The sequence below is a fragment of the Streptomyces sp. NPDC041108 genome (assembly GCF_055592645.1).
Map to the genome: position 1 here is coordinate 74,451 of NZ_JBVIYK010000019.1, position 19,090 is coordinate 93,540.

19 protein-coding genes are annotated in these 19,090 nt (G+C 72.4%); 13 read left to right on the forward strand and 6 right to left on the reverse strand.

What is annotated here, in order from left to right:
- Nucleotides 1–198: 198 nt before the first annotated feature.
- The 3 genes from ACZ6BB_RS35955 to ACZ6BB_RS35965 all read left to right on the forward strand — a co-directional run bounded on the left by ACZ6BB_RS35955 (nucleotide 199) and on the right by ACZ6BB_RS35965 (nucleotide 1,928).
- Entirely contained in the window at nucleotides 199–723 is a 525-nt protein-coding gene (locus ACZ6BB_RS35955) for a GNAT family N-acetyltransferase (RefSeq protein WP_471619329.1), read from the forward strand.
- A 112-nt stretch (nucleotides 724–835) separates the two neighbouring features.
- A complete protein-coding gene (locus ACZ6BB_RS35960) occupies nucleotides 836–1,231 on the forward strand; it encodes a DUF4229 domain-containing protein (protein ID WP_471619330.1) in 396 nt (131 codons plus the stop codon).
- Nucleotides 1,232–1,268: 37 nt separating this feature from the next.
- Nucleotides 1,269–1,928: a TetR/AcrR family transcriptional regulator gene (locus ACZ6BB_RS35965; protein ID WP_471619331.1), complete on the forward strand. Its 660-nt coding sequence runs from the start codon at nucleotides 1,269–1,271 to the stop codon at nucleotides 1,926–1,928.
- Nucleotides 1,929–2,130: 202 nt separating this feature from the next.
- Here the strand turns inward: ACZ6BB_RS35965 and ACZ6BB_RS35970 are convergent, their stop codons facing one another.
- Nucleotides 2,131–3,273 carry a MaoC family dehydratase gene (locus ACZ6BB_RS35970; protein WP_471619332.1) on the reverse strand — a complete coding sequence of 381 codons (1,143 nt, stop codon included), beginning with the start codon at nucleotides 3,271–3,273 and terminating at the stop codon, nucleotides 2,131–2,133.
- A 293-nt stretch (nucleotides 3,274–3,566) separates the two neighbouring features.
- On the opposite strand from ACZ6BB_RS35970, the gene ACZ6BB_RS35975 reads away from it, so the two are divergent.
- A complete protein-coding gene (locus ACZ6BB_RS35975) occupies nucleotides 3,567–5,525 on the forward strand; it encodes an AMP-dependent synthetase/ligase (protein ID WP_471619333.1) in 1,959 nt (652 codons plus the stop codon).
- Nucleotides 5,526–5,556: 31 nt separating this feature from the next.
- Here ACZ6BB_RS35975 and ACZ6BB_RS35980 read toward each other — a convergent pair whose 3' ends face one another.
- Complete coding sequence (locus tag ACZ6BB_RS35980; protein WP_471619334.1) at nucleotides 5,557–6,060, reverse strand: hypothetical protein; 504 nt, start codon at nucleotides 6,058–6,060, stop codon at nucleotides 5,557–5,559.
- A gap of 106 nt (nucleotides 6,061–6,166) precedes the next feature.
- On the opposite strand from ACZ6BB_RS35980, the gene ACZ6BB_RS35985 reads away from it, so the two are divergent.
- Complete coding sequence (locus tag ACZ6BB_RS35985) at nucleotides 6,167–6,658, forward strand: hypothetical protein (protein WP_471619335.1); 492 nt, start codon at nucleotides 6,167–6,169, stop codon at nucleotides 6,656–6,658.
- A 282-nt stretch (nucleotides 6,659–6,940) separates the two neighbouring features.
- Nucleotides 6,941–7,462, forward strand: a complete 522-nt coding sequence (locus tag ACZ6BB_RS35990; protein WP_471619336.1) for a DUF4115 domain-containing protein — start codon at nucleotides 6,941–6,943, stop codon at nucleotides 7,460–7,462.
- A 115-nt stretch (nucleotides 7,463–7,577) separates the two neighbouring features.
- Here the strand turns inward: ACZ6BB_RS35990 and ACZ6BB_RS35995 are convergent, their stop codons facing one another.
- Entirely contained in the window at nucleotides 7,578–7,781 is a 204-nt protein-coding gene (locus ACZ6BB_RS35995) for a cold-shock protein (RefSeq protein WP_007490911.1), read from the reverse strand.
- A gap of 378 nt (nucleotides 7,782–8,159) precedes the next feature.
- On the opposite strand from ACZ6BB_RS35995, the gene ACZ6BB_RS36000 reads away from it, so the two are divergent.
- From ACZ6BB_RS36000 to ACZ6BB_RS36020, 5 genes are all read left to right on the forward strand, one after another.
- Nucleotides 8,160–9,005 carry a menaquinone biosynthetic enzyme MqnA/MqnD family protein gene (locus tag ACZ6BB_RS36000; protein ID WP_471619337.1) on the forward strand — a complete coding sequence of 282 codons (846 nt, stop codon included), beginning with the start codon at nucleotides 8,160–8,162 and terminating at the stop codon, nucleotides 9,003–9,005.
- Nucleotides 9,006–9,213: 208 nt separating this feature from the next.
- Nucleotides 9,214–10,947 (forward strand): serine/threonine-protein kinase, encoded by a 1,734-nt coding sequence (locus ACZ6BB_RS36005; protein ID WP_471619338.1) that lies wholly within the window; start codon nucleotides 9,214–9,216, stop codon nucleotides 10,945–10,947.
- A 96-nt stretch (nucleotides 10,948–11,043) separates the two neighbouring features.
- A complete protein-coding gene (locus ACZ6BB_RS36010) occupies nucleotides 11,044–11,826 on the forward strand; it encodes a prepilin peptidase (protein WP_471619339.1) in 783 nt (260 codons plus the stop codon).
- A gap of 112 nt (nucleotides 11,827–11,938) precedes the next feature.
- Complete coding sequence (mqnC, locus tag ACZ6BB_RS36015) at nucleotides 11,939–13,138, forward strand: cyclic dehypoxanthinyl futalosine synthase (RefSeq protein ID WP_471619340.1); 1,200 nt, start codon at nucleotides 11,939–11,941, stop codon at nucleotides 13,136–13,138.
- A gap of 7 nt (nucleotides 13,139–13,145) precedes the next feature.
- Nucleotides 13,146–13,595, forward strand: a complete 450-nt coding sequence (locus tag ACZ6BB_RS36020; protein WP_471619341.1) for an imidazolonepropionase-like domain-containing protein — start codon at nucleotides 13,146–13,148, stop codon at nucleotides 13,593–13,595.
- A 21-nt stretch (nucleotides 13,596–13,616) separates the two neighbouring features.
- On the opposite strand, the gene ACZ6BB_RS36025 is transcribed toward ACZ6BB_RS36020, so the two are convergent.
- Entirely contained in the window at nucleotides 13,617–14,660 is a 1,044-nt protein-coding gene (locus tag ACZ6BB_RS36025) for a chitinase (protein WP_471619392.1), read from the reverse strand.
- Nucleotides 14,661–15,042: 382 nt separating this feature from the next.
- Here ACZ6BB_RS36025 and ACZ6BB_RS36030 point away from each other — a divergent pair, with 382 nt between their 5' ends.
- Together ACZ6BB_RS36030 and ACZ6BB_RS36035 are read left to right on the forward strand one after the other, a co-directional pair.
- Complete coding sequence (locus ACZ6BB_RS36030) at nucleotides 15,043–15,741, forward strand: demethylmenaquinone methyltransferase (RefSeq protein WP_471619342.1); 699 nt, start codon at nucleotides 15,043–15,045, stop codon at nucleotides 15,739–15,741.
- Nucleotides 15,742–15,938: 197 nt separating this feature from the next.
- Nucleotides 15,939–17,849, forward strand: coding sequence for a zinc-ribbon domain-containing protein (locus tag ACZ6BB_RS36035; RefSeq protein WP_471619343.1), 1,911 nt, complete (start codon nucleotides 15,939–15,941; stop codon nucleotides 17,847–17,849).
- 81 nt (nucleotides 17,850–17,930) lie between these two features.
- Here ACZ6BB_RS36035 and ACZ6BB_RS36040 read toward each other — a convergent pair whose 3' ends face one another.
- Both ACZ6BB_RS36040 and ACZ6BB_RS36045 read right to left on the reverse strand, forming a co-directional pair.
- Nucleotides 17,931–18,254: a PASTA domain-containing protein gene (locus ACZ6BB_RS36040; RefSeq protein WP_013001520.1), complete on the reverse strand. Its 324-nt coding sequence runs from the start codon at nucleotides 18,252–18,254 to the stop codon at nucleotides 17,931–17,933.
- A 219-nt stretch (nucleotides 18,255–18,473) separates the two neighbouring features.
- Nucleotides 18,474–18,980, reverse strand: a complete 507-nt coding sequence (locus ACZ6BB_RS36045; protein ID WP_471619344.1) for a GNAT family N-acetyltransferase — start codon at nucleotides 18,978–18,980, stop codon at nucleotides 18,474–18,476.
- Between the last annotated feature and the right edge of the window lie 110 nt (nucleotides 18,981–19,090).

Below are 19,090 nucleotides of genomic sequence, written 5' to 3' on the forward strand. Positions count from 1 at the left end.
CCTACGCCCCTTCAGGGCCGAAGAAGCACGGGGCGCAGCCCCTGCTTCTCCGGGGACGGTGGGGAGCTGCGCGACCAGCCCCCACCGGACCCGCGGCCGGGGTTCGTAGAGGCGCAGCCCCTGGAGGAGGGGACGGGCCGGGTCGGCGGGGGCGAATCCCTCTTGAGGCGAGTCGCACGTAATGGCTACGGTCACCCCATGCCCCTTACGTTCCACCTGGACCCACCCCTCACCCCCACCCTCCACGAGAACATCCTCACCCTCTGGTCGGACGTCTCCAACGCCGGCGGAGCCGTGGGCTTCGTCCCCCCGGTCACCCCGGATGACATCCGCCCGGAACTCCGCAAGCACCTCACCGCCATGGCGGACGGCAGACACCGCCTCCTCCTCGGCCTCGACGACCACGGCACCCCCGCCGCCACCGCGTTCTTCGCCTTCAACACCCACCGCCTGATGACCCACTGGGTCTGGCTCTACACGGTGATGGTCCACCCCGCCCACCAGGGCAGGGGCCACGGCCGCGCCCTCATGGCGGCGGCCGAGTCCGCGGCCCGCGGCTTCGACGGCATAGACGCCGTCCGCCTCGGCTGCCGGGGCGGCCACGGCCTGGAGCACTTCTACGCCTCCTGCGGCTACAAGGAGGTCGGCCGGGTCCCCGGCGCCATCCGCGTCGCCCCCGGGGACCACCGCGACGACATCACGATGCTCCTGTCCCTGACCTGACCCCCGACAACCCCCGTGCAAGATCGCACGCCGACCGTGCTTCACTGGAAGGCGCCTTCGGCAGACGCGCCCCTCGGCAACGTCCGGAACGGAAACGGAAGAGTGGATTGAGATGCTCCGCTACACACTGATGCGCCTCGGTATCTTCGCGGGCTGCTTCGTGGTCGTCTGGGGCCTCGTCTACTTCGGCGTCGCGCCGCGCGGCCTCGGCGCCTCCAACGGCATGTGGATGATCATCCTCGCCCTGCTCGTCTCCGCGCCGATCAGCTTCGTCGCCCTGCGCAAGGAGCGCGACCGGGCCTCCGAGCGGATCGCCCCGCGCCTCGACCGCTCCATCGACCGCGTCAAGTCCAACCTCGCCGCCAACCGCAGCCAGGAGGACGAGGCCGACGACGAGGCGCGGACGCCGGTGGCGGCCGAGGGGACGAAGACGGACGACGCCGTCGGGAGCACCGAGGCGGCCGAGACCGCCAAGACCGCCGAGCCGACGTCGAGCCAGGCTTCGTAGAGTCCGTCCCCGCCGCCGGAACCGTACGCTTGCCCGCATGGGTGCTGTGAAGAGCAAACGGATGCCCCGCGCGGTGCGGGAACAGCAGATGCTGGACGCGGCGGTGCGGACCTTCGGGCAGCGCGGCTACCGGGCCGCGTCGATGGACGAGATCGCCGAACTGGCGGGCGTGTCCAAGCCGTTGGTGTATCTGTACCTGAACTCCAAGGAAGACCTCTTCACCGCCTGCATCCGCCGCGAGGTCACGGCGCTCACCACCGCCGTACGCGCCGGCGTCGATCCCGAGCTGCCCGCCGACCGTCAACTCTGGGAAGGGCTGCGCGCGTTCTTCACGCACACCGCGCGCAACCCGGACGCCTGGGCCGTGCTGCATCTGCAGGCGCGTACGCACGGGGAGCCGTTCGCCGCCGAAGTGGCGGCGATGCGGGAGGAGATGGTGGCGTTCGTGACCGGGCTGATCCTGGTCGCGGCCCGGGAGGCCCGGCGTGATCCCTCGCTGCCCGAGCGGGAGGTGGCGGGTCTCGCCGAGGGCCTCGTGGGCGCCGCCGAGGCCCTGGCGGCCTGGGCCAACGCGACTCCCGGCATCACCGCCCGCCAGGCCGCCGCGACCCTGATGAACTTCGCGTGGGCGGGTCTGGGCGACCTCATGGAAGGCCGCCCTTGGGCTCCGCCGCCCGCTGAGGAGTCCGGGGAGTAGCGACTGTCGTCAGCCGCGGGCCCGGTGGGGGCTGTTCGCGCAGTTCCCCGCGCCCCTGAAGACCGGGCCCCTGCGGCCCTGCGAGCGACGGCTTCGCGGGTCCGGACGCGACCGGCCTCGCGGGTCTGGAAGGCGGCGGCCTGCGGGCCCGTAAAGCACGGGGCGCAGCCCCTGCTTTCGTTCGAGCGATGTTCACGTGTGCTCAGACGACGAGCGGGTGGACGTGGCCGCTCACATGGACCCTCGGCCGGACCCGCTGTCCGCCCGGCTCCGAGGTGTCGCCGCCGCGCAGCTCGAAGCCGCCCCAGGTCCGTCCGTCGGCCGCGTACGTCACCGTGCCCGGCAGCGGTACCGGGGCCCGGAACTCCGCGCGGACCAGGGTCGCCGGGGGCGCGCCGTGCTCGGCGAGGCAGCGGGCCACGGTCCACATGCCGTGGGCGATGGCCCGGGGGAACCCGAACAGGCGGGCACCGAGCGGATGCAGATGGATCGGGTTGCGGTCCCCGGACACCGCCCCGTACCGCCGCCCGACATCCCCGCCCAACCGCCACTCGACCACTCCGGGCAACACCGGCTCCCCCTCCGGCTCCCCCTCACGAGCGACCCCCGTTCCCTCGCGTCCGGCCCCCGTCCCGTCTCGGTCGGCCGGCGCCCGTCCGGTCCCGCCGATCCGGGCCGCCCCGCTCGCGTCACCGGGAGCCTGTTCCGTCTCCCCGGTCGGCGCCGGCCCGCCCGCGCCGGTGGACGCCTCTTCCGCCCCGTCGGTCCGCGCCGGCCCCCTCCCGGTGGTCGCCGCCTGTCCCAGCCCGTCCCCCCGTCCGTGCCGGGCGAGATACGTGCTCCGGGACTCCCACGCGACCCCCACCCCCACCCCGAAGCCGCCCTCCGCCTCGTTCCCGTCGCGTACCTCGGTCACCACCGTCGCCTCGGTGCCCCGGCGGTGGGGCGACAGCCCGTCGACGTACACGGTGATCTCGTACTCCCCGGTGGCGGGCAGACGTCGGCGTCGGGTGATCTCGATCGACGTGTGCACGAGGCCGAGGAGGGGCAGCGGGAAGGCGCGGCCGGACATGATCCGCATGGCCAGCGGAAAGCCGAGGACGTGCGGGTACGTCAGCGGGACGGCGTCCTCCCCGGTGGGGAACCCGCAGACGCGCTCGTACGCGGCGAGACGGGCGAGGTCGATCCGGACGCCGCGAAGGACGAGCCGGGGGAACCCGCCGGGAGGCATGGCCGGGGGGCCCGCGCCCGCGAGCCCGCGGCTCTTGCGCGGCGAGAGGAGGGCGCCCCTGGCGAGGGCGGGGCCGAGGGCCGGTGGGGCGGCGAGGACGTGCGTCGGCTGCATCGAACGGTCTCCCCTTCCTCGCGCCGGGCTCCACTCCCCGCGCCGGACCCGCTTCTTACTGAAACATCAGGTTACCTGAGGTAAGGGCTGGGCGGACCTCTCCGTGCCCCCAGGACATGAGCGACCCTCAGGTAACTTGGCGCGCCCTTGACCTGCGCATGAGCCGTGCACCGGCGGTCGGCGACACTGCACATCCCCGGCCCCGTTCCATCTCCGGACCATCGCTACACTCACACGCACCTCACACACCAACCCCGTACGATCCGGGCACAACGAACGCCCAGGAGCCGCCCGTGTCCAGCCTCGAACACACCGAACCCGCGCCGGTGGAGCCCGAGTTGAAGCGGCTGGACGGCACGGTGCGAGAGGCGTACGTACCCGCGCTCGCCGAGTCGGCGGCCTACGGATCGCTCGCGGACATCCCGTTCGACAACGCGACCCACGCGCCCGACTCGGTCGTCCTCAGCCGCAAGCGCGGCGGTGGGGCGGCGGAGGGGAACGCGGACGGGGACCCGGGCCGGGAGCGGGGCGCCGACGCGGGCGAGGGCGAGTGGCGGGACGTGACGGCGGCCGAGTTCGCCGCCGAGGTGCTGGCGCTCGCGAAGGGCCTGATCGCCGAGGGCCTGATGCCGGGCGACCGTATCGCGATCATGGCGCGGACGACGTACGAGTGGACGCTGCTGGACTTCGCGGCCTGGGCGGCGGGCCTGGTGACGGTCCCCGTCTACCCGACCTCCTCCGTCTTCCAGACCCGCTGGATCCTCCAGGACTCGGGCGCGGTGGCGCTGGCCGTGGAGACGGCGGGCCAGGCCGCCGCCCTCGGCCCCGAACTGGACCGCATACCCGACCTGCGCCACATGTGGGTCTTCGAGAAGGGCCACCTGGGCCGGCTGGCCGAGCTGGGCCGGGACGTGTCCGACCAGGAAGTCGCCGTACGGCGCGGGGTGCTGGGCCCCGACACCCTCGCGACCCTCATCTACACCTCGGGCACGACCGGCCGCCCCAAGGGGTGCGCCCTCACCCACGGCAACTTCTGCGCCGAGGTCGACAACGCCATCGACCTCCTCTACCCGATCTTCCGTGCGAAGACGGACGAGGAGGCATCCACCCTCCTCTTCCTCCCCCTCGCCCATGTGTTCGGCCGCATGGTGGCGATCGGCTGCATGCGCGCGAGGGTGCGCCTCGGCCACTCGCCGAGCTTCCGCACGGAGGACCTCCTCGCCGACCTCAAGTCCTTCCGTCCGACCTTCCTCCTGGTCATCCCCTACGTCCTGGAGAAGGTCTTCAATACCGCCCGCGCCTCCGCCGAACGCATGGGCCGCGCCTCCTCGTACGACAGGGCCGCCGCCGTGGCCCGCCGTTACGGCGAGGCCCTGGAGGCCGAGCAGCACGGCACCGGCCCCGGCCCCTCCGCCTTCCTCAGAACGGCCCGTACCTTCTACGACCCCCTGGTCTACCGCCGCATCCGCAAGGCGCTGGGCGGCAGGGTCCGTTACGTCATCTGCGGGGGCAGCCCCCTCGGCCGCCGCCTGGCCGCCTTCTACGCCGGCGCGGGCATCGACGTCTTCGAGGGCTACGGCATGACGGAGACGACGGCGGCCGTGTCGGTCACCCCGCCCAACCTGCCCCGCCTGGGGACGGTCGGCCGCCCCCTCCCCGGCACGCGGATCCGGATAGCCGCCGACGGCGAGATCCTCCTGCACGGCGGCCAGATCTTCCGCGGCTACTGGGACCCCCAGGCGGGCGGAGTCGTCCCCGCCGGCCCCGACGGCTGGTTCGCCACCGGGGACATCGGGCGGCTCGACGACGAGGGGTACCTCACGATCACCGGCCGCAAGAAGGAGATCCTCGTCACCGACAGCGGCAAGAACGTGGCCCCGGCCCCGCTGGAGAACTGGCTCCGCTCCCATCCCCTGATCGCCCACGCCATGGTCATCGGCGACCGCCGCCCCTACGTCACCGCCCTGCTGACGCTGGACCCCGAGGGCATCACCCACTGGGCCCTGATGAACGCCAAACAGGACATCCCCCTCGACCACCTCGCCACCGACCCGGACCTGCGAGCCGTCCTGCAGCGCGCGGTGGACGAGGCCAACCGCCTCGTCTCGCGACCCGAGTCCATCCGCAGGTTCACGATCGTCCCCGGTGGCTTCACGGAGGAGGCGGGCCACCTCACCCCGTCGATGAAGCTGCGGCGGGAGGTCGTGGAACGGTCGTTCGCGACCGAGATCGAGGGGCTGTACGAGAAGTAGTCCGCGGGGCCGCGGCACCCGCGGGAAGGCGTTACCGCCCGGCGGCCGGATCACCCTCCCCCAGCCCGACCCACCAGTACCCGTCGTCCCTGACCAGCAGCAACTCCTGCTTCTGGCCGGTCCTGTCGTACGTGAGCCGGACGGGATTGAAGTAGTCCACGACCCCTTCCAGCACCGTGACGTCGACATGCCCGCGGGCGCCCTCGCCGAACTCCCGGACCTGGTCGTAGGCGGCGCCCCGCGTCCCGTCGTACGCGGGCCCGGCCAGCTCCATCAGCCCCTCCACGTCACCGGCCTTGAGCCGCTGCACATACGCCCGCACGACGGTGTCGACGTCCTCGGCGGTCTCCCGGACATCGGGGTACCTCGACCTCTCCGCCCGCACGGTGACATCGACGGCGGGCGAGGAGGCGAGCGAGTACGGCGCCCGGAACCAGTTCCCCCACACGACCGCCCCGACCCCGAGCACGACGACCAGCCCTCCGCAGCCCAGCAGCACGCCCCGCTTCCGCACCGACCCCTTGACCGATCCCACGACCGACCCCACCCCGTTCCGTTGACTGCGCTCCCTGGTCCTCCGGCGAATTCTCCAGCTCAACAGCCTGTTGTACATAGTGATACTGGCGATACCGTGCGGTCACATGGACCGAAGACGCCCGACACAGCTGCTGTCCTCGAAGTGGGGCAGGATCTCCACGGCCGTCATGCTCCTGGCCGTAGGGCTGTGGGGCTGGTCCGCCGTCCGGACCTTCAGGACGCTGGGGGAGAACGATGCCTTGGCGGAAGATCTGTACTCCTGCGCACTGGCCGTCAGCGTCGTCGCCTTCCTGTTCGGCTGCCTCCACGAGCGGCACCTGCGGTGGCGGCGGGGAGAGGCCGAAGCCCTGGACGTACGGCAGGTGCTGAACGGCATGCGGTCCCTGACGGCCTCCGCCAACGGCAGGGTCGCCCTGGTGTTCGCCGCCCTCGGCATGGCCGGGTGGACCTACGCGTGGGTGTTCGTGCGGTGGCTGGACCGGGACATGCCCCTCGTCCCGCCCGGTGACGACGGAGGGCTGTTCGTCGCCGCCGGGACACTCGCCTGCGCGGCGGCGGGGATCTTCGCCGCCACGCACTTCAAGGAACGCCGCTGACGGGCCGGGGCGAGGGCGGGACCGCGGAACGAACCTTCGTTTTCGGAGCGGCACAGGCCGCCGAGGTGGTGCAGGCGTCCCTCACCGCCCTCCTCAAGGCCACGGGCCTCGGACCGGACCTGGGGCGGGGCGTCCGGCTGCGGCGGGTGCTGGAGGAGCTGCGGGACCGCCGCCCCGGGGACGGCCCGCCCCCGCACCGATTCCCCGGCCCCGTTCGGGAACGCCCCCTCGTCCCGCGCCGTCATAAAGTGCGCGGTGTCACACCGGGGGAGGCTGACAGCAGTGGAGTCGGGGACGGATCTGCCGCGGCGTAGCGGCGCCCACACCGCCGAACGCGGACTCGGCACGGGAGGCGGGGACACGGACCGCCCCCCGCGCCCGCGCGGGCCGGTCGCGGTTGTTGTCGCCCTGGTCATCGTGGGCGTGCTCGTCGCAGCCGGGGTGTACGTGGCCGACCGGGACGGGACGACCGGTTCCGCGGCGTCCCCGGCCCACGGGCCGACCTCCTCGGCGGCCGACGGGTCCCCGGGCGGCGCCGGCGCGCGGGACGGCGCGAACGAGGTCACGGTCCGCGTCACCGCGGAGAACGGCCGGAGCTGGGTCTCGGCGAAGGACTCGGCCGGCGAGCTGCTCCACGAGGGACTGCTCCAGCAGGGGGAGACCAAGACCTTCTCCGCCGAGGAGTCGATCGATCTGGTCCTCGGCGAGGCGAGCGCCCTCCGTCTCGTCGTGAACGGGAAGAAGATCGACAGGGGCTTCGCCTCCGGCAAGGTGACCCGTCTGACCTACACGAAGGACGACTGACTCCCCGCGAACCCGGAAGCGCCGGCGCCGGGGAAAAAGGCAGGAGCCCCTGCGCCGAAAGGCAAGGGGCTCCTTGGGTACTGCTCTCAGACGTCGTCAGAGGGGCATCCCTCGATCAGACGGGCGTGACGTTCTCCGCCTGCGGGCCCTTCGGGCCCTGCGTCACGTCGAAGGAGACCTGCTGGTTCTCCTCCAGCGAACGGAAGCCGTTCGCGTTGATGGCGGAGTAGTGGACGAATACGTCCGGGCCGCCACCTTCCTGGGCGATGAAGCCAAAGCCCTTTTCGGCGTTGAACCACTTCACGGTTCCGGTAGCCATAAGCCCTCCTTGGGCCCAAAGGGTTGCCCTGCTCCAGAACCCTGCAAGTGTGAAAACAAGATGCCGCACAACTGCATACGTCTGAAAAGACGAGAGCCCGCGGTTACATGCTCCGCAGGCTCTGTACTGCAAGGGAAACCAAACTGCAACTTGCGGCGAGCCTAGCACGCAGGCAGGGGAATGCAATAGAGGGCAAGATCACGTCACCCGGATGTTTGATCGGCTCGACTCGCGGGTTGACGCGTAGCCCCTTCCGCACCACCGGCCCCGCCCGCGACACGCCGCCGAAAGCGTTGACACGGGGTGTACATCCGGTGTCGGGAGCGCCTCCCGGCCCCCGGAGCCCGCACCGTACCCCATGAGGGCTAGCCTCGCGATGTGGACAATTCTCGCAACCGGCCGCGCGTCGGCCACATCCAGTTCCTGAACTGCCTGCCCCTGTACTGGGGGCTCGCGAGAACGGGCACGCTCCTCGACTTCGAGCTGACCAAGGACACCCCCGAGAAGCTCAGCGAGCAGCTGGTGCGCGGCGACCTCGACATCGGGCCCATCACGCTCGTGGAGTTCCTGCGCAACGCGGACGACCTGGTCGCCTTCCCCGACATCGCCGTCGGCTGCGACGGGCCGGTGATGTCCTGCGTCATCGTCTCCCAGGTACCCCTCGACCGCCTGGACGGCGCACGCGTCGCGCTGGGCTCCACCTCCCGCACCTCCGTACGCCTGGCGCAGCTGCTGCTGGCCGAGAGCGTCGGCGTACAGCCGTCGTACTACACCTGCCCCCCCGACCTCCCGCTGATGATGCAGGAGGCGGAGGCGGCGGTGCTGATCGGGGACGCGGCGCTGCGGGCCAACCTGCTCGACGGGCCGAACTTCGGTCTGGAGGTGCACGACCTCGGCGCCATGTGGAAGGAGTGGACGGGGCTGCCGTTCGTCTTCGCGGTGTGGGCGGCGCGGCGGGACTACCTGGAGCGGGAGCCCGAGGTCACCCGCAAGGTGCACGAGGCGTTCCTGGCCTCCCGTGACCTGTCCCTGACCGAGGTGGCGAAGGTCGCCGAGCAGGCCGCCCGCTGGGAGGCCTTCGACGAGCGGGTCCTGGAGCGGTACTTCACCACCCTGGACTTCCGCTTCGGCGGGCCCCAGCTGAGCGCGGTCGCCGAGTTCGCGCGGCGGGTCGGCCCCACCACGGGATTTCCGGCGGACGTGAAGGTCGACCTGCTTTCCTGAACATTTCCCCCGGAGTTCCCGGCGAAGTTCCGGGAATTTCGTTTGACGAATTCCACGGTCTGTGGCACCGCCCGCCGACCGGCCGCCGCCGCTCGCATTCCCATTCGGGCGTACGGCACTACGCTGCTGGGAGTCGTGCGTCGTGGAGAGTTCGTACGGGGGAACGTACGGGGTGACGCGCGGGAGACGTACGGGGGAGGTGCCGCCCATGCAACCGCTCGATGCCGGCGAGCCCACGGTCGTGGGGCCCTACCGGCTGCTCGGCCGGCTCGGGTCCGGCGGGATGGGCCGTGTCTATCTGGGGCGCAGCGCGGGCGGCCGTACCGTCGCCGTCAAGATCGTGCATCCGCACTTCGCCCTGGACGAGGAGTTCCGTGCCCGCTTCCGGCGCGAGGTCGACGCGGCCCGCCGCGTGGGCGGCTCCTGGACGGCCCCGGTCCTGGACGCGGACCCGGAGGCGTCCGTCCCGTGGGTGGCGACGGGCTACGCGGCCGGCCCGTCCCTCGCGGCGGCGATCGCGGACGGCGGGCACCTGCCGCCGCACTCGGTACGGGTCCTGGGCGCGGGCCTGGCGGAAGCGCTCTCGGCGGTGCACGCCCTGGGCCTGGTCCACCGCGACGTGAAGCCGTCGAACGTGCTGCTGACGGTGGACGGCCCCCTCCTCATCGACTTCGGCATCGCCCGTGCCACGGACGGCACGGCCTCGCTCACCTCGACGGGCGTGTCCATCGGCTCCCCCGGCTACATGTCCCCCGAGCAGATCCTCGGCAAGGGCATCAGCGGCGCGGCGGACGTCTTCTCCCTCGGCGCGGTCCTCGCGTACGCCGCGACCGGGCAGTCCCCGTTTCCCGGCGACTCGTCCGCCGCCCTCCTCTACAAGGTCGTCCACGAGCCGCCGCGGCTGGACGGTCTGGAGGGCGATCTGCGCGACCTGGTCGAGCGCTGCCTGGCCAAGGAGCCCGCGGCCCGCCCGGGCCCCGACGAGATCGCCCGCACCCTGGCCCCCCAGGGCGCGGCCCGTCTGGTGTCGGCGGGCTGGCTGCCGGGGCCGCTGGTGGAACAGGTCGGCCGCAGCGCCGTGCAGTTGCTGAACCTGGAGGCGGCGGCGGAGGAGATCCCGTCCGGGCCGGTGGGGTTCAGCAGCCCGTCGGTGGGGGCGGCCGGGACGGGCGCGTCGGTGGCGGGGAGTCCGACCGGCGGGGCGAAGGCCGACGCGGCCGCCGCGAGCGGGGTGTTCGGGCCGCCGCCGGTGATGTCGTCACACCAGGCGCCGCCCGTGACGCATGTACCGGGGCAGCGGGCCGACGCCTCGGTGGCGGACACGACGCCACCGACGCCCGGCAAGCTGTCGCTGAGTGTGGCGGCCGCGTCCACGACCGCCGCGAACGGGCGCGGCCGGAGGGTGAGTTGCTCGGTCGCCCTGGCGATCGCGGGAGCGTTCGCGCTGGTGAGCGTGGGGACACTGTTCGGGCTCGGAATACTGAAGGGCGAGGACGAGAAGGGCGACGCGGCCGGCAAGGCGCCGTCGGCCGAGGTCAGTCCGAGCGAAGGGGGCCGGCACAGCGAGGCGCCGGGGGACGCGCCCGGCGAGCTGCCCGGGACCTACGTGGGCACCTGGGAGGGCGACGGCTACGCCCTCTCCGGCAGCCTCCCCGCCGGCACCTTCACGGTCACCCTCGAACAGGCCGCGGTGGGCGAGGCGTTGGGCACGTTCCGCTCCGTCGACCTCCTCGGCGGCACCTGCGACGACAAGCTCGTCCTCAAGAAGGTCACCAAGAAGAACATCGTCGCCACGAGCATCGCCGACACCAGGAACAACCCCGGCACCTGCACGAGGAACACCCACGAGATCACGCTCACCCCGGTCGGCAAGGAACTCGACTACACCTCGACCAACGCGGACGCGGGCAAGCCGACGGCCCGGTTGGCGAAGGTGGAGTAGCGCGGCGCGGGCGGGCGGGGCCCGAGGACGGGCGGGGGCGGCAGGGGCGAGAACACCCCGGTTCACCCCGACCTCGCCCCCTCGTAGGCTGCCTCCGTGGATCCGGACCCCTGGCTGATCGCACTCACCCTGGCCGCCACCCTCTGGGGCGCGGCCGCAGGCACCCTGCTCCCCCGCCCCGCCTACCGCTTCACGGCCGACGAGGACACCCCCTGGCACCGCGCGTGCCCCGCCGGCCACCACATCACCGGCACGGCGGGCGGCTGGCTGGGCCCCGCACGCTGCACAACCGTCGCCACAGCCCCACCCCCCGCAGCCCCACCGCCCACCTGCGCCTACGGCCCCCGCACCCCCGCCGTCGCCACCGCGACCGCCCTCGTCTGCGCCACCCTCGCCCTGGCCACCGGCTTCCGCCCCGAACTCGCCGTATGGCTGCTCCTCGCCCCCGTGGGCGTCCTGCTCGCCCTCGTGGACCTCGGCGCGCAGCGCCTCCCCGACCCGCTGACGCTCCCTTTCGCGGGCCTGGCCCTCACCCTTCTGGGCGGGGTCGCGTTCGTCCCCGAGCACGCGGGGGAGTGGCGGACGGCTGCCTACGGCGCCCTCGCCCTCGGCGGCTTCTACTTCCTCTTCTTCCTCATCAGACCCGTCGCCCTCGGCTTCGGCGACGTGAAGCTGGCCCTGGGCCTCGGCGCCGTCCTCGGCTGGTACGGCTGGGGCGCGCTGTACCTCGGCACGTTCGCCGGCGCGCTCATCGGCAGCGCGTACACCCTGGTCCTGGCGGTCCGGGGCCGCGCGGTGCGCGGGCAGCTGGTGGCCCTGGGGCCGTTCATGATCGCCGGTGCGTACGTCGCGCTGCTGCTGGAGGCGTACGCGGCCTGAACAGGCCCCTGCTCCCCGGTCGTCCACAGGCGGACGGGCTGACGTCGGGTGATGCCCGGCCCTGGCGTAGGCTGGCTCGGTCCGTTCAACCCTTACGAAAGGGACGCTCCCGGTGACCGAGAAGGCCGACCTCCAGTCCGTTCTCGACCGTGCCGCCGCGGGTGGGCGGATCACACCAGAGGAGGCGCTCGACCTCTACCGCGACGCCCCGCTGCACGCGCTCGGCGCCGCCGCCGACGCCGTCCGCCGGCGGCGGTACGCGGGCACGGAGCACATCGCGACGTACATCATCGAGCGGAACATCAACTACACGAACGTCTGCGTCACGGCGTGCAAGTTCTGCGCGTTCTACGCCCCGCCGAAGGCCAAGGACAAGGGCTGGACGCGCGACCTCGACGACATCCTGCGCCGCTGCGCGGAGACCGTCGAGCTGGGCGGCACCCAGATCATGTTCCAGGGCGGACACCACCCGGACTACGGGGTGGAGTACTACGAGACGCACTTCGCCGCCATCAAGAAGGCCTTCCCGCAGCTGGTCATCCACTCCCTCGGCGCGTCCGAGGTCGAGCACATGGCCCGGATCTCGAAGGTGGGCGTCGAGGAGGCGATCACGCGGATCCACGCGGCCGGTCTCGACTCCTTCGCCGGTGCCGGCGCGGAGCTGCTCCCCGAGCGCCCCCGCAAGGCCATCGCCCCGCTGAAGGAGAGCGGCGAGCGCTGGCTGGAGATCATGGAGATCGCCCACGGGCTGGGCGTCGAGTCCACGTCCACGATGCTCATGGGCACCGGTGAGACCAACGCCGAGCGCATCGAGCACCTGCGGATGATCCGTGACGTACAGGACCGGACGGGCGGCTTCCGGGCCTTCATCCCGTACACCTACCAGCCCGAGAACAACCACCTCAAGGGCCGTACGCAGGCCACGCTCTTCGAATACCTGCGCATGATCGCCATCGCCCGGCTGTTCATGGACAACATCGCCCACATCCAGGGCTCCTGGCTCACCACCGGCAAGGAGGTCGGCCAGCTCTCCCTGCACTACGGCGCGGACGACCTCGGCTCGATCATGCTGGAGGAGAACGTGGTCTCCTCCGCCGGTGCCAAGCACCGCTCCAACCGCATGGAGATCATCGACCTGATCCGCAAGGCCGGCCGTGTCCCGGCCCAGCGGACCACGACCTACGAGCACATCGTCGTCCACGAGGACCCGGCGAACGACCCGGTCGACGAGCGCGTCATGTCCCACATCTCGTCCACGGCCATCGAGGGCGGCACGGCCCACCCCGAGCTGAAGCTGCTGAACGCCAACTAGGGCTCCTGTGCTGACGATTCACGCCGCCGACGAGGTGCGGCGCACCTGGGACGACCCGGAGCCGATCAAGGACGGTGCCGTGGTGGTGGACGGCGACCGGGTCCGGGCCGTGGGGCCGTCGGATGCCGTCCGGCAGCGGTTCCCGGACGCCCGGGTGCGGCAGTGGCCCGGCGTCCTCGGGCCCGGCCGGGTGCACGAGGGCCCGCTCCCGGACGCCCCGTCACCCCGCGAACGCGTCCACGCGGTACTGAAGTCGGGCGCGACGGCGGTCCTGGAGGAGCACGCGGGCACCCCGGAACTCCGTTCGGCCGCCGAGCGCAACCACGTGGTCGTACTGGCCCGCCCGGAGCCGTCGGCGATCGTCGAGCTGGGCCGGGCGGACCTGGTGGCCTTCGACGACTCCGGCAGCTGCGTGGCCACGGTCTGCGCGGGGCGCCTGGTCCACCGTCGCCGCTGACCGGCACCGCCGCTCCCGCGGTCAGCGGCGCGGGGAGAACGCCTCCCCGAACGCCCCGTCCGCCTGATCGACCCCACTGCAGTCGACCAGCGCGTCACGTGCCCCGCCCCCGCACTCCCGGTCCCGGAACGTCGCCCACATCGACACCCAGGCCACCCCCTTCTCCTCCGCGAACTCCCGCACCTGCGCCGCGTCCTCCAGGGTGAACGTCTCGTTGTCGACGTCGTTGACGCCGAGCATCGAGGTCAGCGCCAGTGCCCCCCACGCCGTCGACGCGCTCGTGCCGAAGACCGCGCGCAGCTGCCTGTGCGCCGACTCGGCCGCCCGCCGTGCGTAGTCGCCCATGTCACCGTCGTACGAACTGGCGTAGTTCATGGTCATGATGTTGACCGTGGTGACCTCCACGGCCTCGGCGGCGGCCGAGTCGAGCAGGGCCACGCCGTGGTCGTCGAGGCCGGACGGCATGACGGGGAGGGTGAAGGTGACGGAGAGGCCGGGGCGGTCCCGCTGGAGCAGCGCGATCGCCTCGGAGCGCAGGCCGACGGAGGCGGTGTCCTTCAGCGCGTCGCCCTCGACGTCGAAGTCGGCCGCGGTCGAGCCGGCCGCGTCCAGGGCCGCGCCGTACGCCTCGGCCAGCCCGGACGCGCTGTCGCAGACCTCGGCCAGCTCCGGCCCGGAGGCGCCGCCGAAGGAGACCCGCACCGACGCCCCGGAGGCGGTGAGCGCCGCGATCCGGGACCTGACCGCCGGGTCGTCGACGGCCTTCGTCCCGTTCCACGCGGGCGTGCACGCGTCGCCGTCGGCGATCACGAACGCCAGGTTGTAGGCGGCGGCCGACCCGGCGCCGTCGAGGACGGAGGCGTCGGTGGCGCTCACGTACGGCGCGTACTCCGTGGACGTACCGGGCGCCGCCGCCGTGGCCGACCGGGGGGCCGACGGGCCGGTGGCCGAACTCGCCGAGCCACCGGGCGCGGACGCGGACCCGTCGGTCCTCGCGGTGCAACCCGCGCAGGCCAGGACCGCCAGACAGAGCAGTCCGACGGCCGTTCTCAGGGAATTCCTCACGGTGCTCACGAGGGAAAGGAAGCACACCCGACCGTGCTTCGTACGTGCTTCCTGGGAATTGCGGAACCGAAGCCAGGTCACGGAACGGTGACCGGCAAAGGGTTTGTCGATCGGGCAAACGTGGCCTTACCGGCTCCATGTGCAGCGCTGAAAGCAAACACCTTCGGCTTCGCAGTCGTTCATGGATTCTCCGAGAAAGCGGACGGGCCGAGGTGTCTCCCCCGGGCATCCCGCAGGAGATGCCGGGAATTGCCCGAACAATGACCGTCCCATGTCCAGAAGAACGCAGGACGAGTCCGTCGACGAAAACCTCGCCCCTCGAGAGCGTGCGACAGGGCCGGGTGCCGTGTGGGTGTCCCTCCCTTACTGCCACAATGGGCCCGTGACCCGCGCATCCCTGGACAAGCAGCCGCACGAAGTCGCCTCGATGTTCGACCGAGTGGCGAAACGGTACGACCTGACCAACGACGTGCTGTCCCTCGGGCAGGACCGGCGCTGGCGCAAGGAGGTCGCGCAGGCGGTCGACGCCCGCCCCGCCCAGAGGATCCTGGACCTCGCGGCCGGCACGGGCACCTCGTCCCAGCCCTTCGCGCGGACCGGCGCGTACGTGGTCCCGTGCGACTTCTCCCTCGGCATGCTCCGGGTCGGCAAGGAGCGCACCCCCTGGCTGCCGTTCACCGCGGGCGACGCCACGAGGCTGCCGTTCAAGGACGACACCTTCGACGCGGTGACCATCTCCTTCGGCCTGCGGAACGTGCAGGACACCGACACCGCGCTGCGCGAGCTGTACCGGGTGACCAAGCCCGGCGGGCGCGTGGTGATCTGCGAGTTCTCCCACCCGACCTGGACACCGTTCCGGACCGTCTACACCGAGTACCTGATGCGCGCGCTGCCGCCGGTGGCCCGCGCGGTGTCCTCCAACCCGGACGCGTACGTCTACCTCGCCGAGTCCATCCGCGCCTGGCCCGACCAGGCGGGCCTCGCCGAGCGGCTCCGCAAGGCCGGCTGGGACAAGGTGGCGTGGCGCAACCTGTCGGGCGGGATCGTCGCCCTGCACCGGGGGTTCAAGGCCCTCTCCTAGGGCCGCGAGAGCGCCCGCCACGCCCCGGTTCACCCGTACGAGGGATGGCCGCGAGGTAATCCTGTTGACGGGAACCGGTCAACAGAAACTACCGTCCGTTGATACGTCGGCACGCGCCGGTGATGTCCCCCGACGCACCGGCGCTCCTCCGGCCACGGCGCATCACGGCCCGAGTTCTCTGGATGACGGAGCGTTCCATGACGTCCTACTGCCCGCACTGCGGAACACCCGGCCCCGACGAGGCGCGCTTCTGCATGAAGTGCGGACGGGAACGCCCGCCGGTCCCGGCGGCGGCGCCCGGCACGGGCACCGGGGCGACTCCGGCACCACCGGCCGCCCCGCCGGCGGTTCCCCCGCCGGCGGGTCCGCCCTCGGCTCCGCCGGGCGCACCACCCCTCGGCCCACCGCCGCCTCCGCCCGAGTACGCCCCCGTCCCCGCCCGGCCCTCGCCCGTCGGCGCCTTCCTCGGCCGGGCCTTCCGCGGCGACTGGGCAGGTTCGGCTCTGGCCGCGCTCTGGCCGGTCGGGCTCCTCCTGGTCACGGCCGTCGCCCTGGCCGTCCCGTCGTACGGCCAGGGCGACGGCCGGAGCGAGGAGGACTTCGTCGGCTTCGGCGACCGTCTCGCCCTCGCCCTCGCGAGCCTTCTCCAGGGCCTCGGCGGCGGCTTCACGATCTCCGAGTCCGGTGGCGGCGACTACTCGGGCGAGTACCGCTCCGCCGAGGGCGCCCTCGCCGTGTCCCTGGTCCCGCTCACGGTGACCGCCCTCTTCGTCGGGGCCCTCTTCATCGGCGTACGGATGCTCCGTACGCGACTGGCGACACGGGGCGCGTACGCGAGCGCATTCGGGGGTGTGCCGGGAGGCACGTACGCCGGCGGGTACGGCGGCACGCACACCGGTGGGTACGGCGGCACGTACGCCGGGATGCCCGGGGCGGCGCCCGGTGGCAGCCGTACCGCCGGGCTCGAAGCGGCCGTGCGGGTCACCCTGCTGGTGACGGCCGCCGTTCTGGTGCTCGCGCTGTTCGGGCAGCCCGAGATCGCGGTCGTCGAGGTCTCGACGTCGGTGTGGCGCGCGGTCCTCGGCGCGCTGCTGCTCACCGCCGCCGTCTCGGCCGGTCTGCTGCAGCGCGACGACCTGGCCGCCTGGCTGGCCGTCCGCCCCGGCCCCCGGGCCCTGTTCCGGGCGACCGGGACGGCCGTACGGGCCATGGCGATCGTCCTCGTCCTCTGCTCGCTCGTCGCGTTCGTCGTCCTCGCGGCGAACGACGAGTGGCAGGCCGAGTGGGACGAGGAACTCAGCCCGCTCCTGCTCGTCCTGCTCGTCCTGCCCAATCTCGCCGTCCACCTCCTCGGCCTCTCCTGGGGCGCGTCCGTCCAGGCCGAGGCGGGCCGTACGAGCCTCGGGGACGACTCGTCGTTCGGCAGCGACTCCTCCGGGGACTACGGGCTCGTCGAGTCCAGCCCGTACGGCGGTGGCTACGAGCACCGGGCGTTCGGGCTCTCCGAACTGGGCGACGCCGTCAACTCCTGGGCGGTCGTGGGCGCGTTGACGCTCGGCGTGGTCTGCGCCCTGACCCTCGGGATCGTCGCGGCCCGCCGCTCCTCGGGCCGCGGCGAGCAACTCCTCGCCGCCGGTGTCTTCTTCGGCCTCTTCCTCCTGCTCGCCGGGGTCAGCGGCTTCGGCATGGAGGCGTCCGGTGCCGCCACGACCGAGTTCAGCAGCGAGTTCTCGGCCGCGGGACAGGTGGACGTCGGCCTCGACCTCGCCGAGGCGCTTCTCTTCGGTCTCCTGTGGATCTTCGGCGCGGCCTTCCTCGCGCCCTATCTGATCCAGATGGCGGGAGCGCGCACGGCGGTCATCGCCCCACCGATCCCGGCCATGCCCAGCGGCGGCCCCGCGGCCCACGGGGTCCCGCACCAGCCCTCCGTGCCGGCCCCGGTCACGGCGGCGTACGAGCCCCCGCTCGTCGAACTCGGACACCATCAGCAGCCGGCCGCGGCCCCGGCCGGGCCCCGCGGCCGGGCCCTCGTCTGGATCGTCACGATCGTCGCGGCCCTCGTGATCGGCGGGGGAGGCGCGGCGGCGATCCTGCTCTGGCAGAGGTAAGAGGGGCCCGGAGGGAAGTGGCGGCGACCCGCACCCGACAGGGGCGCGGACGCGCCCCGGGCCCCGGAGGCGCGCTCCGGGCTACCGGCGAGCCGCGAAGGGATCCCCGGGCTCGTCCAGCGCCCTGCGCAACCCCGGCGGCGGCCCGCCATGGCGCGGTTCGCGCACCCCGCCGCCGTCGTCGCCCGACTCGAACCACACGGTCACCGCGGCCCCGCGCGGCACCTTCACGCCCGGCGGCGGGTACTGCCGTACGACGTGGTCCACGGCGGCGAGTCGGAGGTCGGGCCGGTCGGGCGCGACGAGGGTCAGCCCGTCCGCCTCGGCCGTCTCGCGCGCGTCCACGGCCATCAGGCCGACGAACCGTGGCACACGCACTTCGAATGACTTGGGTGTTATGCGCACAGATGTTCACCCCCAGCGGTACCGGCAGGGTAGCCGCCGAGCGGGTCCGACCGGAAGCACTGCGTGGCAATCTGCGGAAAATTGCTACTCTGGGTGACGAGTTGACGAAATCCCGAACGAGCGGTTCCCGAACGAGCGGCTCCCGATCGGGCGGTTCCCGATCGGGCGGTTCCCGAACGGACGGCCCCTCGAACGGGGCGCCTCCGCGCAGGGCGCCCCTCACAACGCCAGCCGGTAGCAGTGCCCCTTCTGCTGGGTGACCGGTGTCGTGTACGTCTCCGCCAGCTCCATGCCCAGTCGCCGGGCCACCGCTATCGACCGCTCGTTGCGGGCGTTGACCATGGCGACGACGCTGCCGACGCCCGCCGCCCGCACCCGCTCCAGGGTCTGCGTGGCGGCGGCGGTCACATACCCCTTGCCCCAGTGGTCCCGCGCGAGCCGCCAGCCGATCTCGATCTCCCCGGTCGGGCCCCACTCCCGGGGCCACGGCTGGGCGCCGGTGAAACCGATGGCCCGGCCCTCCTCGTCGAGCATCGTCCACAGGCAGAAGCCGTGTTCGGCGTCGTGGCGGCGCTGGCGGGCGGTGAGCTCCTCGTAGACGGACAGCTCGGCGGACCGGCCGCCGTGGAACTCCATGACGTCGGGATCGTCGAAGATCCGGTGCCAGGCGAAGGCGTCCTCGTCGGTGGGGACGCGCAGCCGTACGTCGGGCAGAGCTCTGTTCACAGGGGCAGCCCTTCAGCCGATGATCAGTACCGCTGAATAGACTGCCCATGTCCGACGCCTGTCGGCACATGTTTTCTGGCCGTCCGCCTCCGCGGACGTCCAGCAGGCTT

What these genes read in the sequence shown, in the direction of transcription:
- ACZ6BB_RS35955 (WP_471619329.1), top strand. Translation starts at nt 199, where the DNA reads ATGCCCCTTACGTTCCACCTGGACCCACCCCTCACCCCCACCCTCCAC.
- ACZ6BB_RS35960 (WP_471619330.1), top strand. Translation starts at nt 836, where the DNA reads ATGCTCCGCTACACACTGATGCGCCTCGGTATCTTCGCGGGCTGCTTC.
- ACZ6BB_RS35965 (WP_471619331.1), top strand. Translation starts at nt 1,269, where the DNA reads ATGGGTGCTGTGAAGAGCAAACGGATGCCCCGCGCGGTGCGGGAACAG.
- ACZ6BB_RS35970 (WP_471619332.1), bottom strand. Translation starts at nt 3,273, where the DNA reads ATGCAGCCGACGCACGTCCTCGCCGCCCCACCGGCCCTCGGCCCCGCC.
- ACZ6BB_RS35985 (WP_471619335.1), top strand. Translation starts at nt 6,167, where the DNA reads ATGGACCGAAGACGCCCGACACAGCTGCTGTCCTCGAAGTGGGGCAGG.
- ACZ6BB_RS35995 (WP_007490911.1), bottom strand. Translation starts at nt 7,781, where the DNA reads ATGGCTACCGGAACCGTGAAGTGGTTCAACGCCGAAAAGGGCTTTGGC.
- ACZ6BB_RS36005 (WP_471619338.1), top strand. Translation starts at nt 9,214, where the DNA reads ATGCAACCGCTCGATGCCGGCGAGCCCACGGTCGTGGGGCCCTACCGG.
- ACZ6BB_RS36035 (WP_471619343.1), top strand. Translation starts at nt 15,939, where the DNA reads ATGACGTCCTACTGCCCGCACTGCGGAACACCCGGCCCCGACGAGGCG.